Here is a 25,722-nt window from a genome sequence, read left to right on the forward strand (position 1 = left end):
GTGAATAACAATAAACAGGAGTGTACGGATGATCACGGATTCACCACGTTTCAAACCTTTCACCGCAGGCTCATTGCTGCTGTTGTCCGTTGCGGCACAGGCGCAATACGCCGAAACCGGCCAGCCGGGTGATCCCGCCAGCTGGCGTTCCGCCGAATATCAGAGCGACTGGGGCCTTGGGCGCATGAAGGCGGATGAAGCCTATGCCGCCGGGATCAGCGGCAATGGCGTGAAAATCGGTGCGCTGGACTCGGGTTTCGATACCAATCACCCCGAAGCGGCCAAAGACCGTTTCCACCCGGTCACCGCCAGCGGCACCTACGTCGATGGCAGCGCCTTCAGCACCACCGGCGCGCTCAACCCGAACAACGACTCCCACGGCACCCACGTCACCGGCACCATGGGCGCGGCCCGCGACGGCGTGGGCATGCACGGTGTGGCGTATAACGCGCAGGTGTATGTCGGCAACACCAACGCCAACGACAGCTTCCTGTTTGGCCCCACCCCGGACCCCAAGTATTTCAAGGCGGTGTACACCGCTCTGGTGGATTCCGGCGTGCGCGCCATCAACAACAGCTGGGGCAGCCAGCCCAAGGACGTCAGCTACCAGACCCTGGACGACCTGCACGCGGCCTACGCCCAGCACTACAACCGCGGCACCTGGCTGGACGCGGCGGCGGATGTGGCCAAGGCCGGCGTGATCAACGTGTTCAGCGCCGGCAACAGCGGTTACGCGAACGCCAGCGTGCGCTCGGCGTTGCCGTACTTTCAGCCGGAACTGGAAGGCCACTGGCTGGCGGTCTCGGGACTGGATAAAGCCAACAACCAGAAGTACAACAAGTGCGGCATCGCCAAATACTGGTGTATTTCCACCCCCGGCGCGCTGATCAACAGCACCATCCCGGACGGCGGTTATGGCGTGAAATCCGGCACCTCGATGTCGGCGCCCCATGCCACGGGCTCATTGGCGCTGGTGATGGAACGCTATCCCTACATGACCAACGAGCAGGCGCTGCAGGTGCTGTTGACCACCGCCACCCAGCTCGACGGCTCGATCACCCAGGCGCCGAACGCCATCGTCGGCTGGGGCGTGCCGGACCTGGGCCGGGCGATGCACGGTCCAGGGCAGTTGCTCGGCGCGATGGACGTGAACCTGGCGGCCGGGCAGGGCGATGTGTGGAGCAACGGCATGTCTGACCAGGCATTGCTCCAGCGTCAGGCAGAAGACCGCGCCGAGCACAGCGCCTGGCAGCAGACCCTGCTCGATAAGGGCTGGCAAAACGGCGTGGGTGCCACGGCCAGCCAGCAGGACCAGACCGACTACGCCGTGGGCAGCGCGCGCGATCAAGCCGCAGCGAACCGTGTGTACGAAGGCAGCCTGATCAAATCCGGCGCGGGTAGCCTGGTGCTCAGCGGCGACAGCACCTATCGCGGCGCGACCACCGTCAACGGCGGCCTGCTGGCCGTGAACGGCTCGTTGACCTCGGCCGTCACCGTCAATAACAGCGCCACCTTGGGCGGCTCCGGGCGTATCGGCGCGCTGTCGGTCAACAACGGCGGGCGTGTCGCGCCGGGCAATTCAGTGGGCACGTTGCAGGTGGCGGGGGATGTGAACCTGGGCGCAGGCTCTACCTACGCGGTCGAACTGACCCCGACCAGCAGCGACCGCATCGTCGCCGGCGGCAAGGCCGTGCTCGGCGGCGGTACAGTGACCCTGGCCCTTGAAAACAGCCCGACCTTATTGAGCCAGAGCCAGGCCCAGAGCCTGATCGGTCGCCAATACTCGATCCTTGAAGCGGCCGGCGGTATCCAGGGCCAGTTCGGCCAAGTGCTGCCGAACTACCTGTTCCTCGGCGGCACCCTCGACTATGCCGCCAACGGCGTGCAACTGGCGGTCGGGCGCAATGACGCCAGCTTTGCCAGTGTCGGCGCCACCCGTAACCAGCGCACCGTCGCCACGGCCGCCGAGCAACTGGGCGCCGGCAACCCGGTGTATGAAAGTCTGCTGCAGTCGGACTCGATTGCCACGGCGCAACAGGGCTTGCAGCAGCTGTCCGGTGAAATCTACCCGGCCGTGGGCGCGATGTTGATCAACGACAGCCGCCAACTGCGTGACGCGGTAGGCGAACGTCTGCGGCATGTGCCGGTGGCCGGTGAAAGCAACCTGTGGCTCAAGGCCCTGGGCGCCTGGGGCAAGTCGGACACTCGCAGTGAAACGGCGGGCGCCACCACCTCCATCGGCGGCTTGCTGGCCGGGGTCGACGGCGCACTCGACGAACAGACCCGCGTCGGCGTGGTCGCCGGCTACAGCGACAGCTCCTTGAGCCTGGGCAGCGGCACGCATTCATCGGCGTCCATCGACAGCTACCACTTCGGCGCGTATGCCGGGCGTGAGCTGGGCGCCTGGCGGGTGAGCGTCGGCGGTGCCTACAGCTGGCATCGCGGCGATGTGAAACGTGACCTGCAATATGGCGAGGTCAGCGGCAAGCAGAAAACCAAGCTGGATGCGCGCACCGCGCAGTTGTTCACCGAAGCCGCCTACCGCATTCACCTGCAACCACTGGCACTGGAGCCGTTTGCCAACCTGGCCTACGTGCACCTGGACAGTGAGTCGTTCCACGAAAAAGGCGCCGCAGCGGCCCTGGAACGTGGCAGTGATCGACGTGATGCCGTGCTCGGCACCCTGGGGCTGCGGGCGTTGAAAAGCCTGGCGTTGAACGACCACCAGCAGCTTGATCTGTCGGGTTCCCTGGGCTGGCAACACAGCCTCACCGCCGTCGAATCCGAAGAACACTTGGCGTTTGTCGCAGGTGGCCCTTCATTCGCCGTGCGCAGCGCGCCGTTGCTGCGCGACGCGGCCCTGGTGGGCGTGCAGGCGAGCCTGGCGCTGAGCCCGTCGACGCGGGTCAACCTGGATTACAACGGCCAATTGGGTGGACGCGAGAAAACCCAGGGCGTGGGGCTGAGCCTGAACTGGCAGTTCTAGGGAAGGGCACCGCAGTTCAACTGTGGGAGGGGGCTTGCTCCCGATGGCGGCGTGTCAGACGCCTGTTGTGCCGACTGATACATCGCCATCGGGAGCAAGCCCCCTCCCACCTTGGAAGTGGTTCACATACTGGCAACAAGAAAACTAAGGAAGGTCACCGTGAAAAAACGCAAGTCAGGGTTAACTACCGCCATCCCCACAGGTCCGGGCTATCCGCTCAAGGCCTTGAGCAGCGTGCCATGCGGCGCGTTGTTGTGTTGCCTGGCAAGCCTGGGGACCGCCCAGGCCGCACCCTATGTGGAAACCGGCAAGCTGGGCGACGCCGCCAGTTGGCGCAGCAATGAGTTCAAGGCCGATTGGGGCCTGGGCGCGGTCCATGCCGACACCGCGTATGCGGCGGGCTACACCGGCAAGGGCGTCAAGCTGGGCATCTTCGACCAGCCGGTGTACGCCCAGCACCCGGAATTCGCCAGCCCCAACAAAGTGGTGACGATCGTCACCGAGGGCATCCGCCAATACACCGACCCGTATATCCCGGTGAAGGCCGGTGATGCGTTTCGCTATGACGGTACGCCGTCCCTGGGCTCAAACGGCAAGCTGGGCAACCACGGCACCCATGTCGGCGGCATTGCCGCCGGTAACCGCGACGGCGGGCCGATGCACGGCGTGGCGTTCAACGCGCAGATCATCAGCGCCGAAAACGGTGACCCAGGCCCGGAAGACGGGATCATCCTGGGCAACGATGGTGCGGTGTACAAAGCCGGTTGGGATGCACTGGTGGCCAGTGGCGCGCGGATCATCAACAACAGTTGGGGCATTGGCATCGGTGATCAGTACGCCAAGGGCGGCCGCGATCCCGCCTTTCCGAACTTCACGGTCAATGAAGCCCAGGCGCAATTCAACACCATTCGGCCGATTCTCGGCACGATTGCCGGTGGTGCCTATCAAGGTGCGATCGACGCCGCGCGCAGCGGTGTGCTGACCATCTTTGCCGCTGGTAACGACTACAACCGCAACAACCCGGATGCGATTTCGGGCCTGGCGTACTTCGTACCCGAGATTGCACCGAACTGGCTGTCGGTAGCGGCCCTGCAGCAGAACCCGGACACCAGCAGTGCCAACCCGTACGTGATCAGCACCTTCTCTTCGCGCTGCGGCTATGCGGCGAGTTTCTGTGTGTCGGCACCAGGCACCAAGATTTTCAGTTCGATCATCAACGGCACCAACCTGGACAACCTGACCACCGACTACGCCAACTTCAACGGCACCTCCATGGCCGCGCCCCACGTGGCCGGCAGTGCGGCGGTGCTGATGGAGCGCTTCCCCTACATGAGTGGCGACCAGATCTCCACGCTGCTCAAGACCACCGCCACCGACCTCGGCGCGCCAGGCATCGATTCGCTGTACGGCTGGGGCATGATCAACCTGGGCAAGGCAGTCAATGGCCCGGGGATGTTCATTACCGCCGAGGACATTCCGGCTGAGTTTCGCATCGATGGCGCCTATGGCACTGGCCAGTTCGTCGCGGACTTGCCGGGTATCGGCGCGGTGGTGGATGCCGGCAAACCGACCCAGCGCGTGTGCAGCGACGTGCATTGCGGGCTGGATGTGTGGAGCAACGACATCGCCGGGCATGGCGGCCTGACCAAGCAGGGCATTGGCACCCTGGTGCTGACCGGCGCCAACACCTACAGCGGCCCGACCCTGGTCAACCAAGGCTTGCTGGCGATCAATGGCTCGGTTACCTCCGACGTGACCGTCAGCCAGAGCGGCATCGTCGGTGGCTCGGGGCGTATCGGTTCGCTGAGCGCAAACAGCGGCGGCACCGTGGCGCCGGGCAACTCCATCGGCACGCTGAACGTGGCGGGCAATGTCACCTTCGAGCCGGGCTCGACTTACGCGGTGGAATTGTCACCCACCAGCAGCGACCGTATCGTTGCCGGCGGCACCGCCACGCTGAACGGCGGCACCGTGACCCTGGCCCTGGAAAACAGTCCGACCCTGTTGAGCGCGACCCAGGCGCAAAGCCTGATCGGCCGCCAGTACAACATCCTGCAAGCCGCAGGTGGCGTCACTGGCAGCTTTGGTGCGGTACTGCCTGACTACCTGTTCATTGGCGGCACCTTGAACTACGCGGCCAATGGTGTGCAGCTGGACGTGGCACGCACCAACAGCTTCGCCAGTGTGGCCGCTACGCCGAACCAACGCGCCGTCGCCGCCGCCGCCGAGCAATTGGGCGCGGGCAATGGGGTGTATGAAAGCCTGCTGCTGGCACCGACGGCGGCCTCGGCGCAAGGCGCGTTCCAGCAACTGAGCGGCGAAGTCTATCCGGCGTTGGAAACGGCGTTGGTCAATGACAGCCGCTACGTACGCGAAGCGGTCGGTGAACGGCTGCGCAATGGTGAAATGGGCGCCACCAGCCAGGCCATCGACAGCCGTGGCAACGTGTGGGTCAAGGCGCTGGGTGCATGGGGCAAGACCGACAGCCGCAACGACACGGCGGGCTACACCACGTCGATTGGCGGCATGCTCGCCGGTGTCGACGGTGCCCTCGACGACGCGACACGCATCGGCCTGGTGGCGGGCTACAGCGATACCTCGTTGAACATGGGCAGCGATACTCATAGCCGTGCGTCGGTCGACAGCTACCACTTCGGCGCGTATGCCGGGCATGAAATCGGCGCCTGGCGCCTGAGCGGCGGCGCGACCTACAGCTGGCACCGCGCCGATGTAAAGCGCGACCTGCAATACGGTGACGTCAGCGGCAAGCAAAAAGCCAAGGTCGATGCCCACAGCACCCAGCTGTTCACCGAGGCGGCATACCGCATCAACCTGCAACCACTGGCCCTGGAGCCGTTCGCCAACCTGGCCTACGTGCACCTGAACACCGATGGCTTCACCGAGAAGGGCGATGCCGCCGCGCTGAAAAGCGGCGACGACAGCCGCGACCTGGTGCTGAGCACCCTGGGTGTGCGCGCCCTGAAAACCTTCAACGTCAACGATCACCAGCAACTGGAAGTGTCCGGCACCCTGGGCTGGCAGCACAACCTGAGCAGCACCGACTCCGAACAGCACTTGGCGTTTGCCTCGGGTGGCCCTTCGTTCGCGGTGGAAAGCGCGCCGATGGTGCGTGATGCCGCACTGGTTGGTGCGCGGGTGAGCCTGGCGTTGAGCAAGGATGCGCGGGTGAACTTCGATTACAACGGTTTGCTGGCCAGCAAGGAGAAGGTGCACGGCGTCGGTCTGAGCCTGGACTGGGCGTTCTAAGGCTTTAAAAACCACTGTAGGAGCGAGCTTGCTCGCGAAGATCGTCAACGATGACGCGCTCTACCTGAAAAAACGCGGCGCCTTTTAGTTTTTCGCGAGCAAGCTCGCTCCTACAGTCGGTAACGGATAACAGGTTTTTTGGCTTTCTCTACAAATCCAACAACAGAGAGGCAGTGCCATGGGTATTTTTGACTATAAAAACCTCGGGGCCGAGGGCTCCAAAGCGTTGTTCGCCGATGCGATGGCGATCACGTTGTATTCCTACCACAACCTGGATAACGGCTTCGCCGTGGGCTATCAGCACAATGGCCTGGGCTTGGGCCTGCCGGCCACGCTGGTCGGGGCTTTGCTGGGCAGCACCGATTCCCAGGGGGTGATTCCCGGCGTGCCCTGGAACCCCGATTCAGAAAAAGCCGCGCTAGAGGCGGTGCAACAGGCCGGCTGGACACCCATCAGCGCCAGCACCCTCGGCTACACCGGCAAGGTTGATGCTAGGGGCACCTTTTTCGGTGAAAAGCCCGGCTACACCACGGCCCAGGCCGAGGTGCTGGGCAAGTACGATAACGCGGGCACGTTGCTGGAGATCGGTATCGGTTTTCGCGGTACGTCCGGGCCGCGTGAAAACTTGATCACCGATTCCATCGGCGACCTGGTCAGCGACCTGCTTGCTGCCCTCGGCCCCAAGGACTATGCGAAAAACTACGCCGGCGAAGCCTTCGGCGGCCTGCTCAAGAACGTCGCCGAGTATGCCGGTGCCCACGGCCTGTGCGGCCACGACGTGGTGGTCAGCGGCCACAGCCTGGGAGGGCTTGCGGTCAACAGCATGGCCGACTTGAGCGACAGCAAATGGTCGAGCTTTTACAAGGATTCCAGCTACGTGGCCTATGCCTCGCCGACCCAGAGTGCCGGTGACAAGGTGCTGAACGTGGGCTACGAAAATGACCCGGTGTTCCGGGCACTGGATGGCTACTCCTCCAACCTGTCGTCGTTTGGCGTGCACGACAAGCCCCACGAGTCCAGTACCGATAATATCGTCAGCTTCAACGACCACTACGCGTCGACGCTATGGAACGCGCTGCCGTTTTCGATCCTCAACCTGCCGACCTGGGTGTCGCACTTGCCCACCGGCTATGGCGACGGCATGACGCGCATCCTCGACTCCGGCTTCTACGAGCAGATGACCCGCGATTCTACGGTGATCGTTGCCAACCTGTCCGACCCGGCGCGGGCCACCACCTGGGTGCAAGACCTCAACCGTAACGCCGAAGCGCACCAGGGCAATACGTTCATTATCGGCAGCCACGGCAACGACCTGATCCAGGGCGGCAAGGGCGCAGACTTTATCGAGGGTGGCAAAGGTAACGACACAATTCGCGACAGCAGCGGGCATAACACCTTTCTGTTCAACGGGCAGTTTGGCAATGACCGGGTGATTGGCTATCAGGCGACGGACAAGCTGGTGTTCGACGGGGTAGGGGGCAGCACGGATTATCGTGACCACGCCAAGGTGGTGGGCGGCGATACGGTGATCAGCTTCGGCGCCGACTCGGTGACACTGGTGGGTGTGAGCAGTTTGTCGGGGGAGGGGATTGTGATCGGCTAACTATTGGAATGCAGTTAAAACTGTGGGAGGGGGCTTGCTCCCGATAGCGGTGGTCCAGTCACTTCATGTGTCGACTGTCATACCGTCATCGGGAGCAAGTCGAATCGTCGCACCGCCCCTCCCACATTTTGATCGGCGTTGACGGCAGGATTATTTTTCCTCGCGAACAGTCGCCACATCATCGGCCTTGATACGGATGCGCTTGCCGGCGATATCGGTGAACTCATAGAAGCCGTCGGCGGTTTTGGCGTTGGGTGTGTCCTTGGTCAAATACTGTGTGCCGTTTTGCAACGTCACCACGGTTTGCGTGGAGCAACCGGCCAATACCAGAAAAGTGAGTGCAACCAGCGGCAGACCCAAATTCTTCATGTTCATTACCCTTACCTTTACCTTGAAAAGCCCCGCAGCGTCTGGCTGCGGGGCATAAATGTTACGCGATCAGCTCCCACATCTGATCGCTTTTTTGCAAAAAGTTGCAGGCGCCATTTATCTATTACCGATTGCAACAATGCGTTTGCAGCGGCACTCTGTATGCATAACCAGTAGTTGATTACTCTGCGCCATGGCCCACCCCCTTGAAGACCCCTTGTATTACCTGCACAACTTCCGCCAAGTGCTGATTGGGTTGCAGCAGCGCTATGCCGATTTGCTCGACCCGGACGAATTGCAGTTCATTCAGCAATTCGACAGGTTGCCGCAAGCGTCCCAGGCGTTATTGGTACGCATGGTCATGCGCAAAGGTGTGCATTTTCGTGGAGCAAAGCTCGATTACCTGGAAATCGGCTGCCCTCACGCGGCCATGCAGCCACTGCTGGCGAGCGGTTGGGTCGATGATCAATGCCTGTTGGGCTTTGATGAACTGTTCGGCTTGCTGCAAAAAGGCGAACTGCTCATGGCCTTCAAACCCTGGATCGACCAGCCCAACGCCAGGAAATCCGACTGGCTGGCGCCATTGGCTGCGCGGTTCAATGAACGCCGCAGCTTTGCCCGTTGGTGCCCCGAGCTGCAGGACGTGCTCTACAGCCTTACGGTAATGGAGCTGTGCGACCGCCTGCGCCTGATGTTTTTCGGCAATCTCTATCAGGACTGGTCGGAGTTCGTGCTGGCGGACCTGGGCATCTACACCTACGAGAAGGTGCCGTTCTGTGCCGAGTCCCGTGGATTGCGCAGCCGCGCCGACGTGGAGGGCTGTGTGTTCCTGCACCAGTGCCAGCAAGCGTTTGAGGCGGGTGAGGCGCTGGAAACGGTGTTGGCCCACATCGCCAGCTTGCACACCGACAACCCCTGGCTGGAAAAACGCCGCGCCAAGTTGCTGTTCCAGATCGGCCAATGCTGTGAACGCAGCGCTGAACTGGACTTGGCCGAGCAGATCTATCGCGACTGCAGCTATCCCGGCGCGCGCGCACGATTGATCCGCGTATTGGAGCGCCAGGAGGCTTATGCGCCCGCCCTGGCGTTGGCTGTCGCCGCGCAACAGGCGCCGGAAAGCGCCGCCGAGCAGCAACACCTGCTGCGCGTAGTGCCGCGCCTGCGGCGCAAGCTGGATGAGCCGAAGGTGGCGAAGGCCAAGCCGCGGGCCCTCACGCGGCTGGACCTCGCCTTGGCATTCCCTGAGCCGCTGATGTCGGTGGAATATTGCGTGCAGGCCCATCTGAGCGAGCCGGACGCGCCGGTGCATTATGTGGAAAATGGCCTGATCAATTCGCTGTTCGGCCTGCTGTGCTGGGACGTGATCTTCGCGCCGCTGCCGGGCGCGTTTTTCCACCCGTTCCAGCGCGGGCCGGCCGACCTGCACAGCGAAGACTTCCAGCAACGCCGCGCCGCTTTGTTCAGCGCGTGCTTCGAGCAACTGCGCGACGAGCGCTACAAAACCACTATCCGCCAACGCTATGTGGACAAATGGGGGATTCAGTCGCCCTTTGTGTTCTGGAACCTGCTCAGCGAAGAGCTGCTGGAGCAAGCCCTGACGTGCCTGCCTGCCGAACACTTGTGCTACTGGTTCGAGCGGCTGCTGCTGGACATCCGCGCCAATCGCACCGGGATGCCCGACTTGATCCAGTTCTGGCCGGCGCAAAAAACCTACCGCATGATCGAGGTCAAGGGCCCTGGCGACCGCCTGCAGGACAACCAGCTGCGCTGGCTGGAATTCTGCGGTGAGTACCAGATGCCGGTCACGGTCTGTTATGTGCGCTGGGCAGAGTCCGCTTGAGCTATAGCGTCGCGGTGCGGGCGTTGTGTGAGTTCACGGCCAAGGTCGGTGACCTGGACTTGCGCTTTACCCCATCGCCCAGCGCCCAGGAAGGTATCGTCGGCCATCGCACGGTGGCGTCGCGGCGCAGCGCCCACTATCAGAACGAAGTCGCGCTCGAAGGCGAGTATCAGCAACTCAAGGTACGCGGCAGGGCGGACGGCTATGACCCGGACAGCAATCGCCTCGAAGAGGTAAAAACCTATCGCGGTGACCTTCAGGCCCAGCCGGCCAACCATCGGCAACTGCATTGGGCCCAGGTCAAGGTCTACGGCTGGTTGATGTGCCAGAAGCTAGGGCTTGATGAGATCGAGTTGGCGCTGGTGTACTTCGATATCGTCGGCGAGGGCGAAACCCTGCTCAAGCAGCGCTTTGCCGCGCGCGACCTCGAACGCTTCTTCAACCAGCAATGCGCGCTGTTTCTGCACTGGGCCCACCAGCAGATGCAGCACCGTGAAGCGCGCAATAGCGCCGCGCAGAGCCTGGCGTTTCCCCATGCCGAGTTTCGCAGCGGCCAACGCGCGCTGGCCGAATCGGTGTACAAGGCGGTGAGTACCGGCCGCTGCCTGATGGCCCAGGCGCCTACCGGCATCGGCAAGACCGTCGGCACGCTGTTTCCGATGCTCAAGGCCCTGGCACCGCAGCAATTGGACACGGTGTTTTTCCTGACCGCCAAAACCCCCGGTCGCAAGCTGGCGCTGGATGCCGCCCAAGTGCTGTACGACAGCAGCCCCGACTTGCCTTTGCGGGTGCTGGAACTGGTAGCGCGGGACAAGGCGTGCGAGCACCCGGATAAAGCCTGCCACGGCGATTCGTGCCCGCTGGCCAAGGGCTTTTACGACCGTTTGCCCGCCGCGCGCCAGGCGGCGTCCGGGGTTCGCCTGCTCGATCAACGTAATCTGCGCGAGGTGGCGCTGGCCCACGACGTGTGCCCGTATTACCTGAGCCAGGAAATGGCGCGCTGGACCGATGTCGTGGTCGCTGATTACAACTACTATTTCGATTTTGGCGCGATGCTCTTCGGCTTGGCCCAGCTCAACCAATGGCGCGTCGCAGTGCTGGTGGACGAAGCCCATAATCTGGTCGAGCGCGCGCGTTCGATGTACAGCGCCAGCCTCGATCAGTACAGCCTCAAGACCCTGCGCGAGAGTGCGCCCGAGGTGCTGAAAAAGCCCTTGCAGCGCCTGAACCGTGAGTGGAACGCCTTGCACAAGGATCAGCTTGCGCCGTATCAGGCCTACGCGGCCAAACCCGACAAGCTGCTACAGGCCCTGAGCCTGTGTGCCAGCGCCATGGGCGATTACTTCAACGAGCATCCCGAAGCGCTCAATGGCGACCTGCAAGCCTTCTACTTCGAAGCGCTGCAATTTGCCAAGGTGGCCGAGCTGTTCAATGAGCACTTCATCTTCGACATCAGCAAGCGCACGTTCAGCGGCAAGCGCAGCAGCTCGACCCTGTGCCTGCGCAACGTGGTGCCGGCCGAATTCATCCGGCCCCGGTTGACCGCCGCGCGCAGCAGCGTGCTGTTTTCCGCAACCCTGAGCCCACGCCACTATTATGCCGACCTGCTCGGACTGCCGACGGATACCGCCTGGATCGACGTCGAATCGCCGTTCCAGGCCGAGCAATTGCGGGTGAGCATCGTCGAGCGTATTTCCACGCGGTTCGTGCATCGCCAAGCGTCGCTGGAACCCATTGTGGCCTTGATCGCCCGGCAATTTGCCGAGCAACCCGGCAACTACCTGGCGTTTTTCTCAAGCTTCGATTACCTGCAACAGGTGGCGCAGTTGATGGCCGAGCGTCATCCGCAGATTGCGCTGTGGTTGCAGTCGCGGGGCATGGCCGAGGCGCAGCGCCAGGCCTTTCTGGACCAGTTCACCCAACACAGCCAGGGCATCGGCTTTGCGGTGCTGGGCGGCGCCTTTGGCGAAGGCATCGATTTGCCCGGTGCGCGCCTGATCGGGGCGTTTATCGCCACCTTGGGCTTGCCGCAACTCAACCCGGTGAATGAACAGATGAAGATTCGCATGGGCGCGATCTTCGGCGCGGGGTATGACTACACCTATTTGTACCCCGGTATCCAGAAAGTCGTGCAGGCGGCGGGGAGGGTGATCCGCAGCCAGCACGACCGCGGGGTGGTGATGTTGATCGATGATCGCTTTGGCGAAGCGCGGGTGCGGCAGTTGTTGCCCAGGTGGTGGTCGATTGATATTTGACAGGTGGACTGCGGTCCATGTGGGAGGGGGCTTGCTCCCGATAGCGGTGGGTCAGCTACACATAAGCTGGCTGATACACCGCCATCGGGGGCAAGCCCCCTCCCACATTTGCACGGTGTTGGGGCTTAGACCACTTCCAGATAGGAGCTTTGTATTGATCGCGCCAACTCGCGCACGCTGTCGATAAAGTCCGTCAGCCGTGTGTGCAGCCCGTCTTCCAGGATTTCATCGATGCCCGTGTACCTGAGCCGCGCCTCGAACTCCGCCGCCAGGCGCTGCGCCGTGCGCCCGTAGCTGCCGGGCAGGTCGGCGAGGATATGGCTCAGTTCCTCGATGCACGCATGCAGCGAGCGCGGCACATCACTGCGCAGCAGCAGCAACTCCGACACCGAGCGTGCATTCAAGGCGTTCGGGTACAACTCGGTATACGCCTCGAACGACGATAACGCGCGCAGCAGGGCGCTCCACTGGTAATAACCGCGTGCCGACAGGTCGCTGACTTCCTCGGACTCTTCACCAAACATCTCATAACGCGCATCCAGCAGGCGCAGGGTGTTGTCCGCGCGCTCGACAAAGGTGCCCAGGCGAATGAATCGGTAGGCGTCATTGCGCATGATGGTGCCTGAGGTGGCGCCGCGAAACAGGTGCGAGCGTTGCTTGACCCAGTCACAGAAGTGGCTGATGCCGTGTCGCGCCAGGCCGCCGGCGGCGATGCTGCGCATTTCCAGCCAGGTGGCGTTGAGGTTTTCCCACATGTCGGCGGTGATGCGTCCGCGCACCGCGTGGGCGTTGCTCCGGGCGGCGCGCAGGCAGTTGTAGATGCTCGCCGGGTTTTCTTCATCCAGAGCGAAGAAATGCAGCATGCGTTCGGCGTCCAGTTGCGTGTGGCGCTCCAGGTAACTGTCCAGGGTGCCGCTGCTGAGCAGTGACATCGCCAGTTCGTCCAGCCCATCGCTGCGCCCGGCCTGGGGCATCAACGACAGCGAATAGCTGACTTCCAGCATGCGCGCCAGGTTCTCGGCGCGTTCCAGGTAGCGGGACATCCAGTACAAGTCTGCGGCGGTTCTACTCAACATACTCAGCCCTCCACCACCCAGGTGTCCTTGGTTCCGCCGCCTTGCGACGAGTTGACGATCAGCGAGCCTTCACGCAACGCCACGCGCGTCAGGCCACCGGGCACCAGGCGCGTTTCCTTGCCCGACAGCACGAAGGGGCGCAGGTCGATATGCCGTGGCGCGATGCCGTTTTCGACAAAAGTCGGGCAGGTCGACAGGCTCAGGGTCGGCTGTGCAATGTAGGCGTGGGGCCGGGCCTTGATGCGCTGGCGGAAGTCCTCGATCTCGGCGGCGCTGGACGCCGGGCCGACCAGCATGCCGTAGCCGCCGGAGCCCTGGGTTTCCTTGACCACCAGGTGCTCAAGGTTGGCCAGCACATGGGACAGTTCCTCCGGCTTGCGGCACTGGAAGGTCGGCACGTTTTGCAGCACCGGCTCTTCATCCAGGTAGAAGCGGATCATGGCCGGGACATAGGGGTAGATCGACTTGTCATCCGCCACGCCGGTGCCGATGGCGTTGGCCAGCACCACGTTGCCGGCGCAATACGCCGCGACCAGGCCGGGCACGCCGAGCATCGAGTCGGGATTGAACGCCTCGGGGTCGAGGAACGCGTCGTCAATGCGCCGGTAAATCACGTCCACCGCCTTGGGGCCGTCGGTGGTGCGCATGAACACCTTGAGGTCGTGGACGAACAGGTCGGCGCCTTCCACCAGCTCCACGCCCATCTCCCGGGCGAGGAAGGCGTGTTCGAAAAACGCGCTGTTGAAGCGGCCCGGCGTCAGCACCACCACGTTGGGGTTGTCCAGGCGGCTCGAACTTTTCAGGGTCTTGAGCAGCAGGTTGGGGTAGTGGTCCACCGGCGCAATGCGCTGCTTGGCGAACACTTCCGGGAACAGGCGCATCATCATCTTGCGGTCTTCGAGCATGTAGCTTACGCCGCTGGGGGTGCGCAGGTTGTCTTCAAGCACGTAGTAGGTGCCGTCGCCGTCGCGCACCAGGTCCACCCCGGAAATATGCGAATAGATGCCCCGGTGCAGGTCGAGGCCGACCATTGCCTGCTGGTAGCCCTCGTTGCCCAGCACCTGGTCGGCCGGGATGATTCCGGCCTTGATGATGCGCTGGTCGTGGTAGATGTCGGCGAGGAACATGTTCAGCGCGTTGACCCGCTGGATGCAGCCACGCTCGATCACGCTCCACTCGCTGGCGGGGATGCTGCGGGGGATGATATCGAAGGGGATCAGGCGCTCGGTGTCCTGTTCGTCGCCATAGAGGGTGAAGGTGATCCCGGCGCGGTGGAACAGCAAATCGGCTTCGCGGCGTCGCTGGGCCAGCAGTTCCGGCGGCGTGTTGGCCAGCCAGTGGGAGAAATCCTGGTAGTGCGCGCGGCAAACGCCTTGCGCGTCATTCATTTCGTCAAAGAAAGATCGAGCCATTCCAGTACCTTGTCAGTGCCGAGGGGAGCGCGGGGGGCACTGCCGCTTTTAAACGCATTTTTTATGAGCCCGTGGTCGAGGGTGCCAACGGGCCTGGTCCTTACTTTCTTATGGGGTCGGCTCTGGGTCGGGGGGTAACGAATGCTCCTGAATGTGCGCAGATGAATGGTTTAAGCAAGGCGTGTGCCGGAACCGCTGAGGCACGGTGATTCTCCCGTGGCGTGGGCGTTTGCTGCCGCTGGCTGCGAGGCGGCCCTCACCACGGCGCCTCAATTTGGTGCGCGACAAACTTGAACTTCCCCCAGACGCGCTTCTTCTAATAAGCCTTGAAACCTAGTGGAGCCCCCGTCGTGCCCAGAATCATTTCGCCCAACTCCCCGGAAGCGGCGCTGACCGACCACAGCGAGCACAACGCCAAGATCTTCGGTTCGCCCAAGGACCGTCTCGACTTCTATCGTCGCGAGATCCAGTACGAAACCAGCATCCTGGCCAACCGCACCGACGCCTACCTCACCGCCCAGTCATTCCTGGTCATTGCCTTCGTATCCGGGATGGGCAATCTCAACCCGGAGTGGGGCAAGCTGTTCACCCTGCTGGTGCCGGCCATTCTCGCCGCGCTGGGGATCCTCAGCTCACTCAACGCCTGGCCGGGCATACGCGCCGCCTACGAGATCATCGATCACTGGCACTACAAGCAAAGCGAGCTGCTGCGCAGTGAACCGGTGATGGGCATGGCCTACGATGACTCGCCGTTGTTTTCCGAAATGGAGTCGACCCACAAGGGCTATCGCAAATCGCTGCTGTTTTCCATGCGCGCGCCTTGGTTATTCATGGGGTTCTGGCTGGTATTGGGCATCTATGCCTTCTACATCCAGGTTGACAATCCACTGCACTGAGCAATCGGACTGAACTTCATTCGGTAACGCAGCGCCTTAGCATTACGGGGTAAAGATTCCCCACAGGCCTGCAAAGAGGTGTGCCATGACGACAAACAACGATCCCCAAACCAGTAACCGCAACGACCCAGCGATCGACGGCGGCGAGGCGGCCCCCAGCACTGGCGCCGATGCGCCCAAAGATCCAGCGCCGGCAAGCGACCCAAAGGCCAAGGAAAACGACTACAGTCCAGACTTCAAGCCTGAGCCGCTCGAGCCCAAGCCTGAAACCGATGCTGATATCGATACCCAAGGCGGTTAGAGGAGATGGTCATGTCAAAAGAACTGGACGAAGAATTCAACGATCCTGGCAATGAAGACCCAGGCTCGTTGATGGACGATGCTGAAGTGCCGCTCAACGACCTGGATGAAGCGGCGGACGTCGGCAACACCGAGGAGCAGGACTGATCCGCCCGGACGGGTAGAGGTTGAACGAGGGGCGATCAGCCAGTCTTCCAGGAATGGTCGGCCCCTGCTTTCACGTTGAATTTATGGCGAAGCGGGAAATAATGCTCGCGCATTTTACTGATATGAAGGCGCAGCAGCAGGGGCGGCTTAATGCCCCGTTCTCGATATAAGTCCAGGGCTCTCTCTTCGTTATTGACGACCGGCCCAGACGAGACCAGTTCTCCGTCCACGACATTCGTATCTTTTGAGAACCCTTCCAGTCCCAGATCATACATATCAGGTCGTTTTGCCTTGAGTGTGTCGTTGAGCAGGGTAGGGCCCGTCGTTTCGAATAGTTTTTTCCCGTATTCGTCGAGATCAGAGGTAAATGCACCACCGTTGATAGACTGCCGGGCCACCGGGCGGTTGTTCACAAAATAGGGTTTGTTCGCGGCAAAGCGCTTGTGCATTTCCGTGATGACTTCTTTCATCAACGGGTTGCCAGGCTGGGTGGCAAAGTTACTGTTGTTATAGAAAGGTTTGAAGTCGGTGGACCGATGCACAACCGGGTGACCGAGCAGGACATCATTGGCCCCCGCCATCAACGCGCCGGAATCGACGTTGGTCTGGATGAGGTCATCGGTGTCCAGGTAAACCCCACCATGCTTGTGCATGATTTGATAACGCGCGACATCCGAAGTGGCGGCCAGGTTTTTACCTTGTCCTTGACGGAAATAATTGTACATTTCGTCATTTTTCAACTGTGTGTAGAGGGCATCCTCCCGAAAGTTCTTGACCGTTACGCCGGGGGCTTTGTCTTTCAGGGTGGTTTTTATCTTTTCAAAAATTTCAGGGGTATCGGCGTCAACATGGATGACTGAGGTGTATCCGGGCGCACGTCGGCTGTTTTTAGCCAGGTTGTCGGCCAAATGGGCGGGGAGGTCTTGGCCGGCCCAAAAATAATGCAAGCTCTGGGGTAAGGGGGTGACCTCTTTCGGGACTTTCGGGATCGCCGACACATCGACGAATTGATAGTGATGAGCGTCTGCCTTTTTAGCGCGCAGAAAATCATTAATGTTGCCTTGCTGCCACGCTCCTTTAGGATTTCGCCAGAAATAGGGAGCATCCAGGCCTGAAGAGACACCTCGCCAGGCGCCGTGGGTACTGTCAAAGTCGACGGCGTGGTCGACGCCCTTGACGTTGATCCTGAAAGGCGGGGCAGCGTTTTCCACCACCTTGATACCGTCCATCGGCACGACATACGTGTTATCGCCCAATTGCCATGGTGTATGAAATTCCTTCGCGCCCCCCAGCAGACCGACAGACCTGGAGCGAGGCTCCCACCCGGAAATGCCGAGATCCTTGACCGGTATGTCAGGGCCCTTGCCTGTGGGGTGGAGGATGAATCGCTGGCCGTCCTTGACTTTGGATTCATACAGCGCTCCATCGACCTTCACATATTCCTTTTTACTGCGGCCTTGATACACGTTGCCCTGCAGGCCTTTGCTCGAAAGCTCTCGCGGCTCGATGTAGTTGGCTTGATACCCCAGCAAATCGGCATCCGCGACACGTACTTCGCCACTGGCCGCTACCCGACTGGGGGTGAAGTCTTTCAATGGAGGGCCGATAGGTTGTTTTTTCAGCGGGTCGTATTGATGCCAATTGCCCTGAAACATCACAACGTTGCCTTCAACGCTCTTCTGTCCGACCTTGAATGTGCCGGCGGCTGCCAAGCCATGGCGCTGGCTGACGGTCTTTATCGCGTCGTTGCTGCCGATCGCGTCCAATCCGCCCCGTGGGCCAACACTGAACTGCTCGAGTGACTTGCCATAGGCCTGTTGCGTACGCGGGTCAAATGCAAACCACCTTTGCGTGCCTTCGTCGAATTTGGCCAGGGCAGGAATTTCATTGCCGTTACCGGCCAACTTGTAGGTGCCTTCGGCGATATCGGGCCTTTTGGCCAATTGCAGCAGGTCGACGCTGCGGTGGTGATTGCGCAGGTGGTTAATACCCTTATAGCTTGCGTTGACGGCTTTTTTTCCAAGATGCAGGGCACCTCGCGCCAGATCAGCAACCCCGTCCAACGGGTTCAGCGCGCCGAGTGCTGCTCGGCCGATGATTCTGACGACCTGACCTGCTTTTGCGAGCGTCGATGCACCCCTCGCCAGGGCGCTCAGGCCTTTGACCGCACCGCCGAAGCCCACCACGAAACCAAAGATATCAATAGCCAGTTCGACGGCACCTTCCTTGATGTTGCCCGCGATCAAGTTCTCGATGCTTGACTTGAAGGGAATCAGGCCCACCACGATTGCTTCAATGGTCTTATGCAGGGGGACTTGGGTATCAAAGGTTGTCGCCCCTCGGGCGTAACGCTCTACCTCGGGCAAGTTCATGTCCGCAAACAGCGTGTCGATAATGTATTGGGTACTGGCGCTGTTGAAACTGTCAGGCGCACCGTGCCCGGCTGTTTTCCCGTCGGGCAGTGCCGGCGGTTGCGAACCCTCAGGTTTGACGGTGTCGTACCTTTGGCCCAATTGAGGAATAGTGCCATTTCTAGGTGGGTATTCGACGTAAGTCTGATCGGGCCGCCGAGTCACGGTGCCCTTGATCCGATCAATCGCGTAGGTCATTTTCTTGCCGTTGCGCTCGGTGTCGAACAGCAGTACGCCTTCTTCCACGACCCTGGGATGATCGTCTCGGTAATACCTGATGAGCTTGCGAACGGGCAGTTTGATGAACGCCAGGTTCTCGCGGTCTTCCAGCGGAAGTTTGGCGATCATCTGTTTGAACTGTGCGGACTTGATTTTCTTCAAGGCGCTTGAGAACTCAGCGTATTGCGGCTCGAACAGCTCTCTGGGGCGTGGCAGGGTTTTCAGCGTTTGAGTCACCTTGTCAAGGTCGAACTCTTTTGATGAGGATACCCAGGCTGCTGGCCGTGAATCTGGTCGCTCCTCGTTTTCCCTGGATACGAAAAGATTTTTGAAGTTGCGTGCTTCTTCCGACCAGAACTCCTCCCGGTTGGGCGTCCAGAAAAGCGGTCGGCCATCGATGTAGCCGTCCAGTATCGAGTAAGGCCCGGGGAACCGTTTATGGGGAGGGTCTATGGTGATGCATTTTTTCTCGAACAGTCTGGGGTCCATGTCCGGCAGCGCTTTTTTTAACTGCGCCAGTGCTATTTCTTTGGCCGTTGGCAGGTTGCCGAGTGATGTTTCGCTAGCCTCCCTCAGTTCGTTGATCATCGCACTGAACGTTTTGCGCACTTCGCCCATTACAAGGGGGGTGAGCGGTGGTTTTCTCCCGTTGGCGATGGCCCAATCCTTGAGCGCGTCATTCTGGGCAGCATATTCAATGTGGCGCTCTTGTTCACTGATCGGTGCGATGCTGCTTTCAAGCATGACTTGCGCAAAGGTCATGCCTGCCGTCGAGCCTGGCGCTTTTGCTTCGATGCGCGAAACAGCGGTGGCGAAACTGACCCAAGCGTGAGTGCCGATGGTGACCTCCTTCGGAATATCCTTGATCAGGAATTCCGGCGCTCTGCTGGTCAGCAAAAGGTGTGCTTGAATGGCGGCGGTTTCGGGGGACGAAGCCCTGTCGCTGGCGAGCAGATGATCGGCCAATGCCTTGACGACTGTTGAGGCGGTTTTGTTGGTGTTTTCAGCGCTGACCAGTCGATAGCCTTCGATGGTCAGTCCATCGCCGTTCTCTGTTTTTTTCTCCAGGCCCATAGCGGCGAGCAACCAATCGTTGGCGCTGCCCTTGATTTCGCGCGCTTCGAATGCAGCCTGAATCGCCTCTCCCAGGGCCTTGCTTTCAGGGGCTTCGATCAAGGTATTGATCAACTTGCGTGGATCGTTGAGGTCGGCAGCCGTGACCCTCCTGCCGTCGAGCAGATATTCCAGGACATTCTTGAAGGGGCTCACATTGATGTTGCCGAACTTGCGTGCGCCGATGTCTGCCTTGAGCTGCTGCTGGCTTTGCGTATCAAGCGGCACGGGCCAGGCCAGCGCCCCGCCCAGGTTGCCATTGGGGGGCGAGTAGGGCGGCAGTGTGGAAAGCGATGAGATCAGGTTTTCCAGCTCGATGTGATTGCTGGGGATGTCCAAGCCATGATCCCGCAGATAGTCAAACACACTGATTGTGTTCGCTGGTTGATGGTCGGCGGAGGGGTAGGTGGAGGGGTAGGTGTTATGAGCAGGCAGGGAGAGTTTCTTGCGCTTCAACTGGTTTTCAAGATCATCGGGGCGTTCGAAGCCGTCCTTGGGCAAAGGCAGCAGCTCCTTTAGTTCGAAGACGACCTGATTGCGGATGAGGATATCGCCCACTAACGCTTGCTGGTGCAGGAGCGCGTCCTCGCTGCGGGATTCGATCAAGCCAGCGTCGGTGCCAGCATCAAGGGTCTTGAAGCTTGAGTTGCGCAGAATGCCACGCGCCTGTGTACGCAGGTCACTCGCCGTCAGCGCCGGCGGCTGTTCCTGGTAAAAACGCGCGATTATCGATCCCGGAATTTGCACATCCTGAAGAACCTCCTGAGGCATGAAGGCTGTATCAGGATACCCGGCGCAGATAACCTGTGCGGCGTGAAGGATAGGCCCACGGATAGCGGCCCATTGCCGGTCTTCTGGACCAACCGTGTGCAGTTTCTGTTGGGGGTCAAGGTGGCGCTTGAGCTTGAAGGAAACTTGCCCTGACTGCGTGTTGAGTATCAGCGACGAAACGTCGATCCCTTTGTCTTGAGCCCACTGGACAACGTCGGGTAACTGAAGGGTGTTTTTCAACTGCTCGCGCCACTGGCCGAAGGTGGAGTGTGGGTCAATCGCGTTGATACGCACGTCCGTACCGGCCTTGGCCGCGCGTAGCATTGCAAAGCCATACTCGTTGGCCAACTCGCGATCGCCCGTGACACGCGACTTATCAGCTGTTTCCAGCGAGGGGGTTTCACGTTTGGGGCGAGAGAGGGGCTCGGATGGGATGTCCGTGCGCGGGACGTACGAAGCGATGCGGCTCAAAGTGGGAGTCATGTGTGCTGTCGTCTCAGGGGGGCAGGATGGTTCCAAGGCGTAGATTTGCTTGGTTTACCCCTGAGTAACTCTCGAACTTCATCGGTTCCAGCGTTTGTCAATACAGAGTTATCCGTTTATTTCCAATCGGCGTCTCTTCATTTTCCCATCGCTTGGCTGCGGCGCTCGTACCACGCCAGCATCGGCTGAGTGCTCAGGCCATGCACAACAATGCTCAAGGCGATCACCGATACCGTGAGGTCCACGGCTACCGCGCTGCTGGTGCCGATCAGGCCGTGATTGAGGGCATAGAACAGGTAGAAGATACTGCCGATCCCGCGAATGCCGAACCAGCCCATCAAGCCGCGTTGGCGAAGATCGATCAGGCGCCCCCAGGGCATCGCCAATACGCTCAGCGGCCGGATCACGCAGAACAACAACGCCGCTATCGGCAGGGCGCGCCAATCCCAATGACTGGCAAGTACGATCCCCAGCACCGTCACCAGGAACACTTCCATCGAACGCTCCACCAGCCCGCCGAACGCCAGCATGTCGCCCATCATGACCCCGGCGGCAATTTGCGTGTCTTCCAGCGCGCTGACATCGCCGTGCAAGGCTTTTTCCGGCGCCACTTCAAGATGCCCGACCACGGGGCGGGCCAGGTGCTCGGACGGTGTCTGCGCTTTGCCGCTGGATTTGAATTCGGCCTGGCGCAACCCCAGCCCGGCGGCGAACACCGCCAGGAAGCCATAGCCACCCACGGCTTGCGCCGCCACGTAGGCCAAGGCAATCAGGGCCAGGGTCAGGTAATCGTTGGGCGACAGGGTGCTGTCGGCATTGGCGATGCGCATGCGCAAGGTCACACGCCCGATGCCCCGGCCCATCCAATAGCCAATCAACAAGCCGGCCGGCACCGCCCACAGCAGGTTCTTCAGTACCCAGCCACCCAGCCAGTCACCGTCGAAGCCGCCGTGCTGCATGAACAGCAGCGCAAAAATCACAAAGGGAAAGGCCGTGCCATCGTTCAGCCCGGCTTCACCGGACAAGCCGAAACGCAACGGGTCATCGTCCTGGGCATTGTTGACCTGGACCAGGCCGGCCAGCACCGGGTCGGTCGGGGCGAGCATCGCGCCGACCAGCAATGACGCACCCCATGACAACCCCAACAGATAGTGCAACGCCAGGCACACGCCGAGGATGGTCAACAGCATCACCGGCCCGGCCATGCCGAAGGCGATACGCCAGGTGCGATGCTTGAGGGGCAGGCGCAGTTTCAAGCCGCTGACGAACAGTGAAAACAGCACCGCGACTTCGGTCAGGTGCTCCATCCAGCGGGCCGAGCCCTTGATGTCCAGGTGCAGCAGGTCCGCACCCAGTGGGCCGATGGCGACCCCCAGCAACAGGCACACCGCCGAGGTGGTCACCGGCATCCAGCGCAGATAGGAGGAGGTGAGGGCCAATATCAGCAAAATAGCCCCGAGTACGGCCATCCATAAAATAAACGTCATCAAGCGTGCATCCGGCCGTGGTCTATGCAGGTTGGAGAGGCATGGCCGGATACAGGTTCAATGTGGTTTGACGCGTGCTAGCCGCAGTATCAAGAGCGCCGGAGTCATCGGTCAACGCGCGGGTACCAGGCGCTCCAGCAGCAGGCGCTCCAGGGTGGAAGCCGGCAACGGTCGGCTGAACAGGTAGCCCTGGATCTGGTCACACCCGGCCTCCTTCAAAAACGCCAGCTGATCCTGGGTTTCCACGCCTTCGGCCACCACCCGCAGGTTCAGGCTGTGGGCCAGTTCGATGATGGTGCGGGTGATGGCCGCATCCTGTGGGTTGGTGGTGACTTCGCGGATGAAGGCGATGTCGATCTTCAAGGTGTCGATGGGAAAACGGCGCAGATACGCCAGGCTTGAATAGCCGGTGCCGAAGTCATCGATGGAGATTTTCACGCCCATGGCGCGCAGGCGCTGCAGGCTGGCGATGGTGCGTTGGGTGTTCTCCATCAGCGAGCTTTCGGTCAGTTCGACCTCCAGGTAATGGGCCTGAACCCCGGTCCTGGCCAGGGTGTGGGCGATATCGGCAATCAGGTCGCCTTCGATCAATTGATGCCCCGAGACATTCACCGACACCTCCACAGCGCCGATAACGCCGCGTTGCCAGGTCGCGATCTGTCGGCACACGCTGTCGATCACCCAGCGCCCGACAATCACGATCAAGCCCATACTCTCCAGTATGGGAATGAACACCGCCGGAGACACTGGCCCATAGCCTGGGCGCTCCCAGCGCAGCAACGCCTCCAGGGCGCATATCTGGCCACCGGCCAACTCGATCTTGGGCTGGTAGTGCAGGGTGAAATCCTGTTGCTCAACCGCCAGGCGCAAGTCCTTTTCCAGGTCCTGGCGCGCCAGGTCGTGCACGCTCATGCCGGTGGTCTGATCGGTTTGCCGCTGCAGTTGCTGCTCGAGCAACAGGCTATGGTTTTTCAACTGGTCGCCACGGGCCTTGAGCCGCAGCAGGTTGCGCACCCGCAGCCATAACTCGACGCGCTCCACCGGCTTGCTGAGGAACTCCTCGGCGCCGGTTTCCAGGCCACTGACGCGGGCGCTGGACTCGCTCAGGGCCGAGAGCATGATGATCGGGATGCTGGCCGTGGTTTCATCACCCTTCAAGTGGCTGGCCACTTCGTAGCCGTCCATGCCCGGCATCATGATGTCCAGCAGGATCAGGTCCGGCGGCTGTTGCGCCACCAAAAGCAGGGCTTCTTCACCGCTGGCGGCGCTCAGGGTCTGGTAGCCCTCATGCTGCAGCAGGGTTTCCAGCAGCTTGCGAACCTGGGGTTCGTCGTCAACGATCAACAGCGTGGCGGGTTGGCTGGCCATGGAGAGGGCTCATGTGAGGGGGTTGATAGTCTTTTGCAGCAAGCTGTCGATCACCTGGTACAGCTCTTTGTAGCGCAGCGGCTTGATGATGTAGGCATCGCAACCGGCCAGGCGGGTTTTTTCGCGGTCCTCCTTCATCGCCATCGCAGTCAGGGCGATCACCGGGATATGGGCGGTGATGGGGTCTTGCTTGAGCAGGGACGTGGCGGCCAGGCCGTCCATGCCCGGCAGTTGGATGTCCATCAGGATCAGGGCCGGTTGTTTTTCCCGGGCCAGGGTCAGGCCGATTTCGGCATCGGCGGCCCACAGCACCGTGTGCCCGGCGTTGATCAGCAGCAGGCGGGCCAGGCGCATGTTGGCCTCGTTGTCTTCGACGATCAGGATGTTGGCCATGACGCCTCCGGGGCACGATGCAATGGCAGCCACACTACGAAGCGCGCGCCCAGGCCCACGCGACTGGCCACAGCGACGCTGCCGCCGTGCAGGTCGGTCAGTTGCTTGACCATCGCCAGCCCCAGGCCCGTGCCTTCAAACTTGCGCGCCAGGCTGCTGTCGATCTGGCTGAAGGCCTTGAACAGCTTGCTCATGTCGTCTTCGGCGATACCGATGCCGGCGTCGCTCACGCTCAGTTCCAGAAACCGCTGGTGCGCGCTGGGTTGCAGGGCGAAGCCATGGGCCGGCCAATCCCCCGGCACCTGGCCGACCTGGGCGCGGCTGACTTCGCGCACCGCCAGGGTCACGCGGCCGCCGTGTTCACTGAACTTCACCGCATTGGCCAGCAGGTTGTAGATGATCTGCTTGGTCTTGCGCAGGTCCAGCGCCAGCACGCCGAAATCCGTCGCGCATTCGAGCTTCAACTCGATGCGCTGCAGCGCGGCCTTTTCCCGCACGATCAGCAAGCTGTTGGCCAGCAACCCATCGAGCGCCACGGCCTCCAGCTCCAGGTCCATCATCCCGGCCTCGACCTTGGACAGGTCGAGAATGTCGTTGATCAGCGACAGCAAGTGCTGCCCGCTGGTGAAAATATCGCCGATGTATTCGCGCTGCACCTCGCTCATATCGCCCACCAGGCCATCCTTGAGCGCCTCGGAAAAGCCGATCACCGCGTTCAGCGGCGTGCGCAACTCGTGGGACATGGTCGCAAGGAACTCCGACTTCATGTGGCTGGCATGCTCCAGCTCCAGGTTCTTTTCTTCCAGCGCGCGCTCGAAGCCTTTGCGTTCGGCTTCCTCCTGCTTGCGTGCGGTGTTGTCGGTACCGATCAGCAGGTAGCCAATGATGGTGTCATGGCGGTTGCGCAAGGCGGTCACCGAGACCATGGCCGACAGGCGACTGCCGTCCTTGCGGATATAGGTCAGTTCATAAATGTCTTCGATGCCACGGGAAGCCTTGAACACCAGGGCTTCGAAACCCGGTGTGATCGGCGTGTCGAGTTCCAGACTGAGGGCAGCGGCGCGGGTGATCAGTTCGGCAGGGTCGGATATGTCGGCGGGGGTGATGCGGTTGAGCACATCGGCAGCGGCGTAGCCGAGCATGCGTTCGGCGCCGACATTGAAAATCTGGATCACGCCTTTTTCGTCGGTGGCGATGCTGGAGAAATACGCGCTGTTGAAGATCGCATCCTGCAGCGCACCGGTCTTGAGCAAGGTTTTCTGGCGTTTGAACTCAACGATCTTTTCAGCGCGTGATTGGGGCGGGTCGGGTAGAGGGGTGTCCATT

16 protein-coding genes are annotated in these 25,722 nt (G+C 61.2%); 8 read left to right on the forward strand and 8 right to left on the reverse strand.

What is annotated here, in order from left to right; all coding sequences use genetic code 11:
• Window positions 1-28 precede the first annotated feature (28 nt).
• The 3 genes from C4J87_RS12515 (at window position 29) to C4J87_RS12525 (ending at window position 7,856) form a co-directional block, all read left to right on the forward strand.
• Complete coding sequence (locus tag C4J87_RS12515) at window positions 29-2,986, forward strand: autotransporter serine protease (RefSeq protein WP_124367033.1); 2,958 nt, start codon at window positions 29-31, stop codon at window positions 2,984-2,986.
• 159 nt (window positions 2,987-3,145) lie between these two features.
• Window positions 3,146-6,253, forward strand: a complete 3,108-nt coding sequence (locus C4J87_RS12520) for an autotransporter serine protease (RefSeq protein ID WP_124367034.1) — start codon at window positions 3,146-3,148, stop codon at window positions 6,251-6,253.
• Window positions 6,254-6,431: 178 nt separating this feature from the next.
• Complete coding sequence (locus tag C4J87_RS12525; RefSeq protein ID WP_124367035.1) at window positions 6,432-7,856, forward strand: lipase; 1,425 nt, start codon at window positions 6,432-6,434, stop codon at window positions 7,854-7,856.
• Between the two features lie 150 nt (window positions 7,857-8,006).
• Here the strand turns inward: C4J87_RS12525 and C4J87_RS12530 are convergent, their stop codons facing one another.
• On the reverse strand, window positions 8,007-8,231 hold the full coding sequence (locus tag C4J87_RS12530) for a YgdI/YgdR family lipoprotein (RefSeq protein WP_124367036.1): 225 nt from the start codon (window positions 8,229-8,231) through the stop codon (window positions 8,007-8,009).
• A 187-nt stretch (window positions 8,232-8,418) separates the two neighbouring features.
• Here C4J87_RS12530 and C4J87_RS12535 point away from each other — a divergent pair, with 187 nt between their 5' ends.
• Together C4J87_RS12535 and C4J87_RS12540 are read left to right on the forward strand one after the other, a co-directional pair.
• On the forward strand, window positions 8,419-10,065 hold the full coding sequence (locus tag C4J87_RS12535; protein WP_124367037.1) for a VRR-NUC domain-containing protein: 1,647 nt from the start codon (window positions 8,419-8,421) through the stop codon (window positions 10,063-10,065).
• The gene (locus C4J87_RS12540; RefSeq protein WP_124367038.1) at window positions 10,062-12,320 is read left to right on the forward strand and encodes an ATP-dependent DNA helicase; all 2,259 of its coding nucleotides are present in this window, start codon (window positions 10,062-10,064) and stop codon (window positions 12,318-12,320) included. Before C4J87_RS12535 ends, C4J87_RS12540 begins: the two co-directional genes overlap by 4 nt.
• A gap of 125 nt (window positions 12,321-12,445) precedes the next feature.
• Here the strand turns inward: C4J87_RS12540 and C4J87_RS12545 are convergent, their stop codons facing one another.
• Together C4J87_RS12545 and C4J87_RS12550 are read right to left on the reverse strand one after the other, a co-directional pair.
• Entirely contained in the window at window positions 12,446-13,396 is a 951-nt protein-coding gene (locus C4J87_RS12545) for an alpha-E domain-containing protein (protein ID WP_124362847.1), read from the reverse strand.
• 2 nt (window positions 13,397-13,398) lie between these two features.
• Window positions 13,399-14,808 (reverse strand): circularly permuted type 2 ATP-grasp protein, encoded by a 1,410-nt coding sequence (locus C4J87_RS12550; RefSeq protein ID WP_124367039.1) that lies wholly within the window; start codon window positions 14,806-14,808, stop codon window positions 13,399-13,401.
• Between the two features lie 350 nt (window positions 14,809-15,158).
• Here C4J87_RS12550 and C4J87_RS12555 point away from each other — a divergent pair, with 350 nt between their 5' ends.
• The 3 genes from C4J87_RS12555 (at window position 15,159) to C4J87_RS26370 (ending at window position 16,151) form a co-directional block, all read left to right on the forward strand.
• Window positions 15,159-15,704: a hypothetical protein gene (locus C4J87_RS12555; protein WP_124367040.1), complete on the forward strand. Its 546-nt coding sequence runs from the start codon at window positions 15,159-15,161 to the stop codon at window positions 15,702-15,704.
• An 85-nt stretch (window positions 15,705-15,789) separates the two neighbouring features.
• Window positions 15,790-16,005 carry a hypothetical protein gene (locus C4J87_RS12560; protein ID WP_124367041.1) on the forward strand — a complete coding sequence of 72 codons (216 nt, stop codon included), beginning with the start codon at window positions 15,790-15,792 and terminating at the stop codon, window positions 16,003-16,005.
• An 11-nt stretch (window positions 16,006-16,016) separates the two neighbouring features.
• Window positions 16,017-16,151: a hypothetical protein gene (locus C4J87_RS26370; RefSeq protein WP_256680079.1), complete on the forward strand. Its 135-nt coding sequence runs from the start codon at window positions 16,017-16,019 to the stop codon at window positions 16,149-16,151.
• A gap of 35 nt (window positions 16,152-16,186) precedes the next feature.
• Here the strand turns inward: C4J87_RS26370 and C4J87_RS12565 are convergent, their stop codons facing one another.
• From C4J87_RS12565 to C4J87_RS12585, 5 genes are all read right to left on the reverse strand, one after another.
• Complete coding sequence (locus tag C4J87_RS12565) at window positions 16,187-21,148, reverse strand: glycosyltransferase family 32 protein (RefSeq protein WP_124367042.1); 4,962 nt, start codon at window positions 21,146-21,148, stop codon at window positions 16,187-16,189.
• A 137-nt stretch (window positions 21,149-21,285) separates the two neighbouring features.
• Window positions 21,286-22,635: a sodium:proton antiporter gene (locus tag C4J87_RS12570; protein ID WP_124367043.1), complete on the reverse strand. Its 1,350-nt coding sequence runs from the start codon at window positions 22,633-22,635 to the stop codon at window positions 21,286-21,288.
• Window positions 22,636-22,746: 111 nt separating this feature from the next.
• Window positions 22,747-24,003: an EAL domain-containing response regulator gene (locus C4J87_RS12575; RefSeq protein ID WP_124367044.1), complete on the reverse strand. Its 1,257-nt coding sequence runs from the start codon at window positions 24,001-24,003 to the stop codon at window positions 22,747-22,749.
• A 9-nt stretch (window positions 24,004-24,012) separates the two neighbouring features.
• Window positions 24,013-24,396: a response regulator gene (locus tag C4J87_RS12580; protein ID WP_124367045.1), complete on the reverse strand. Its 384-nt coding sequence runs from the start codon at window positions 24,394-24,396 to the stop codon at window positions 24,013-24,015.
• Window positions 24,381-25,721: a HAMP domain-containing sensor histidine kinase gene (locus C4J87_RS12585; protein ID WP_124362854.1), complete on the reverse strand. Its 1,341-nt coding sequence runs from the start codon at window positions 25,719-25,721 to the stop codon at window positions 24,381-24,383. The genes C4J87_RS12580 and C4J87_RS12585 overlap by 16 nt, the downstream gene beginning before the upstream one ends.
• Window position 25,722 lies beyond the last annotated feature (1 nt).

The organism is Pseudomonas sp. R1-43-08 (assembly GCF_003852255.1).
Classification (GTDB): Bacteria; Pseudomonadota; Gammaproteobacteria; order Pseudomonadales; family Pseudomonadaceae; genus Aquipseudomonas.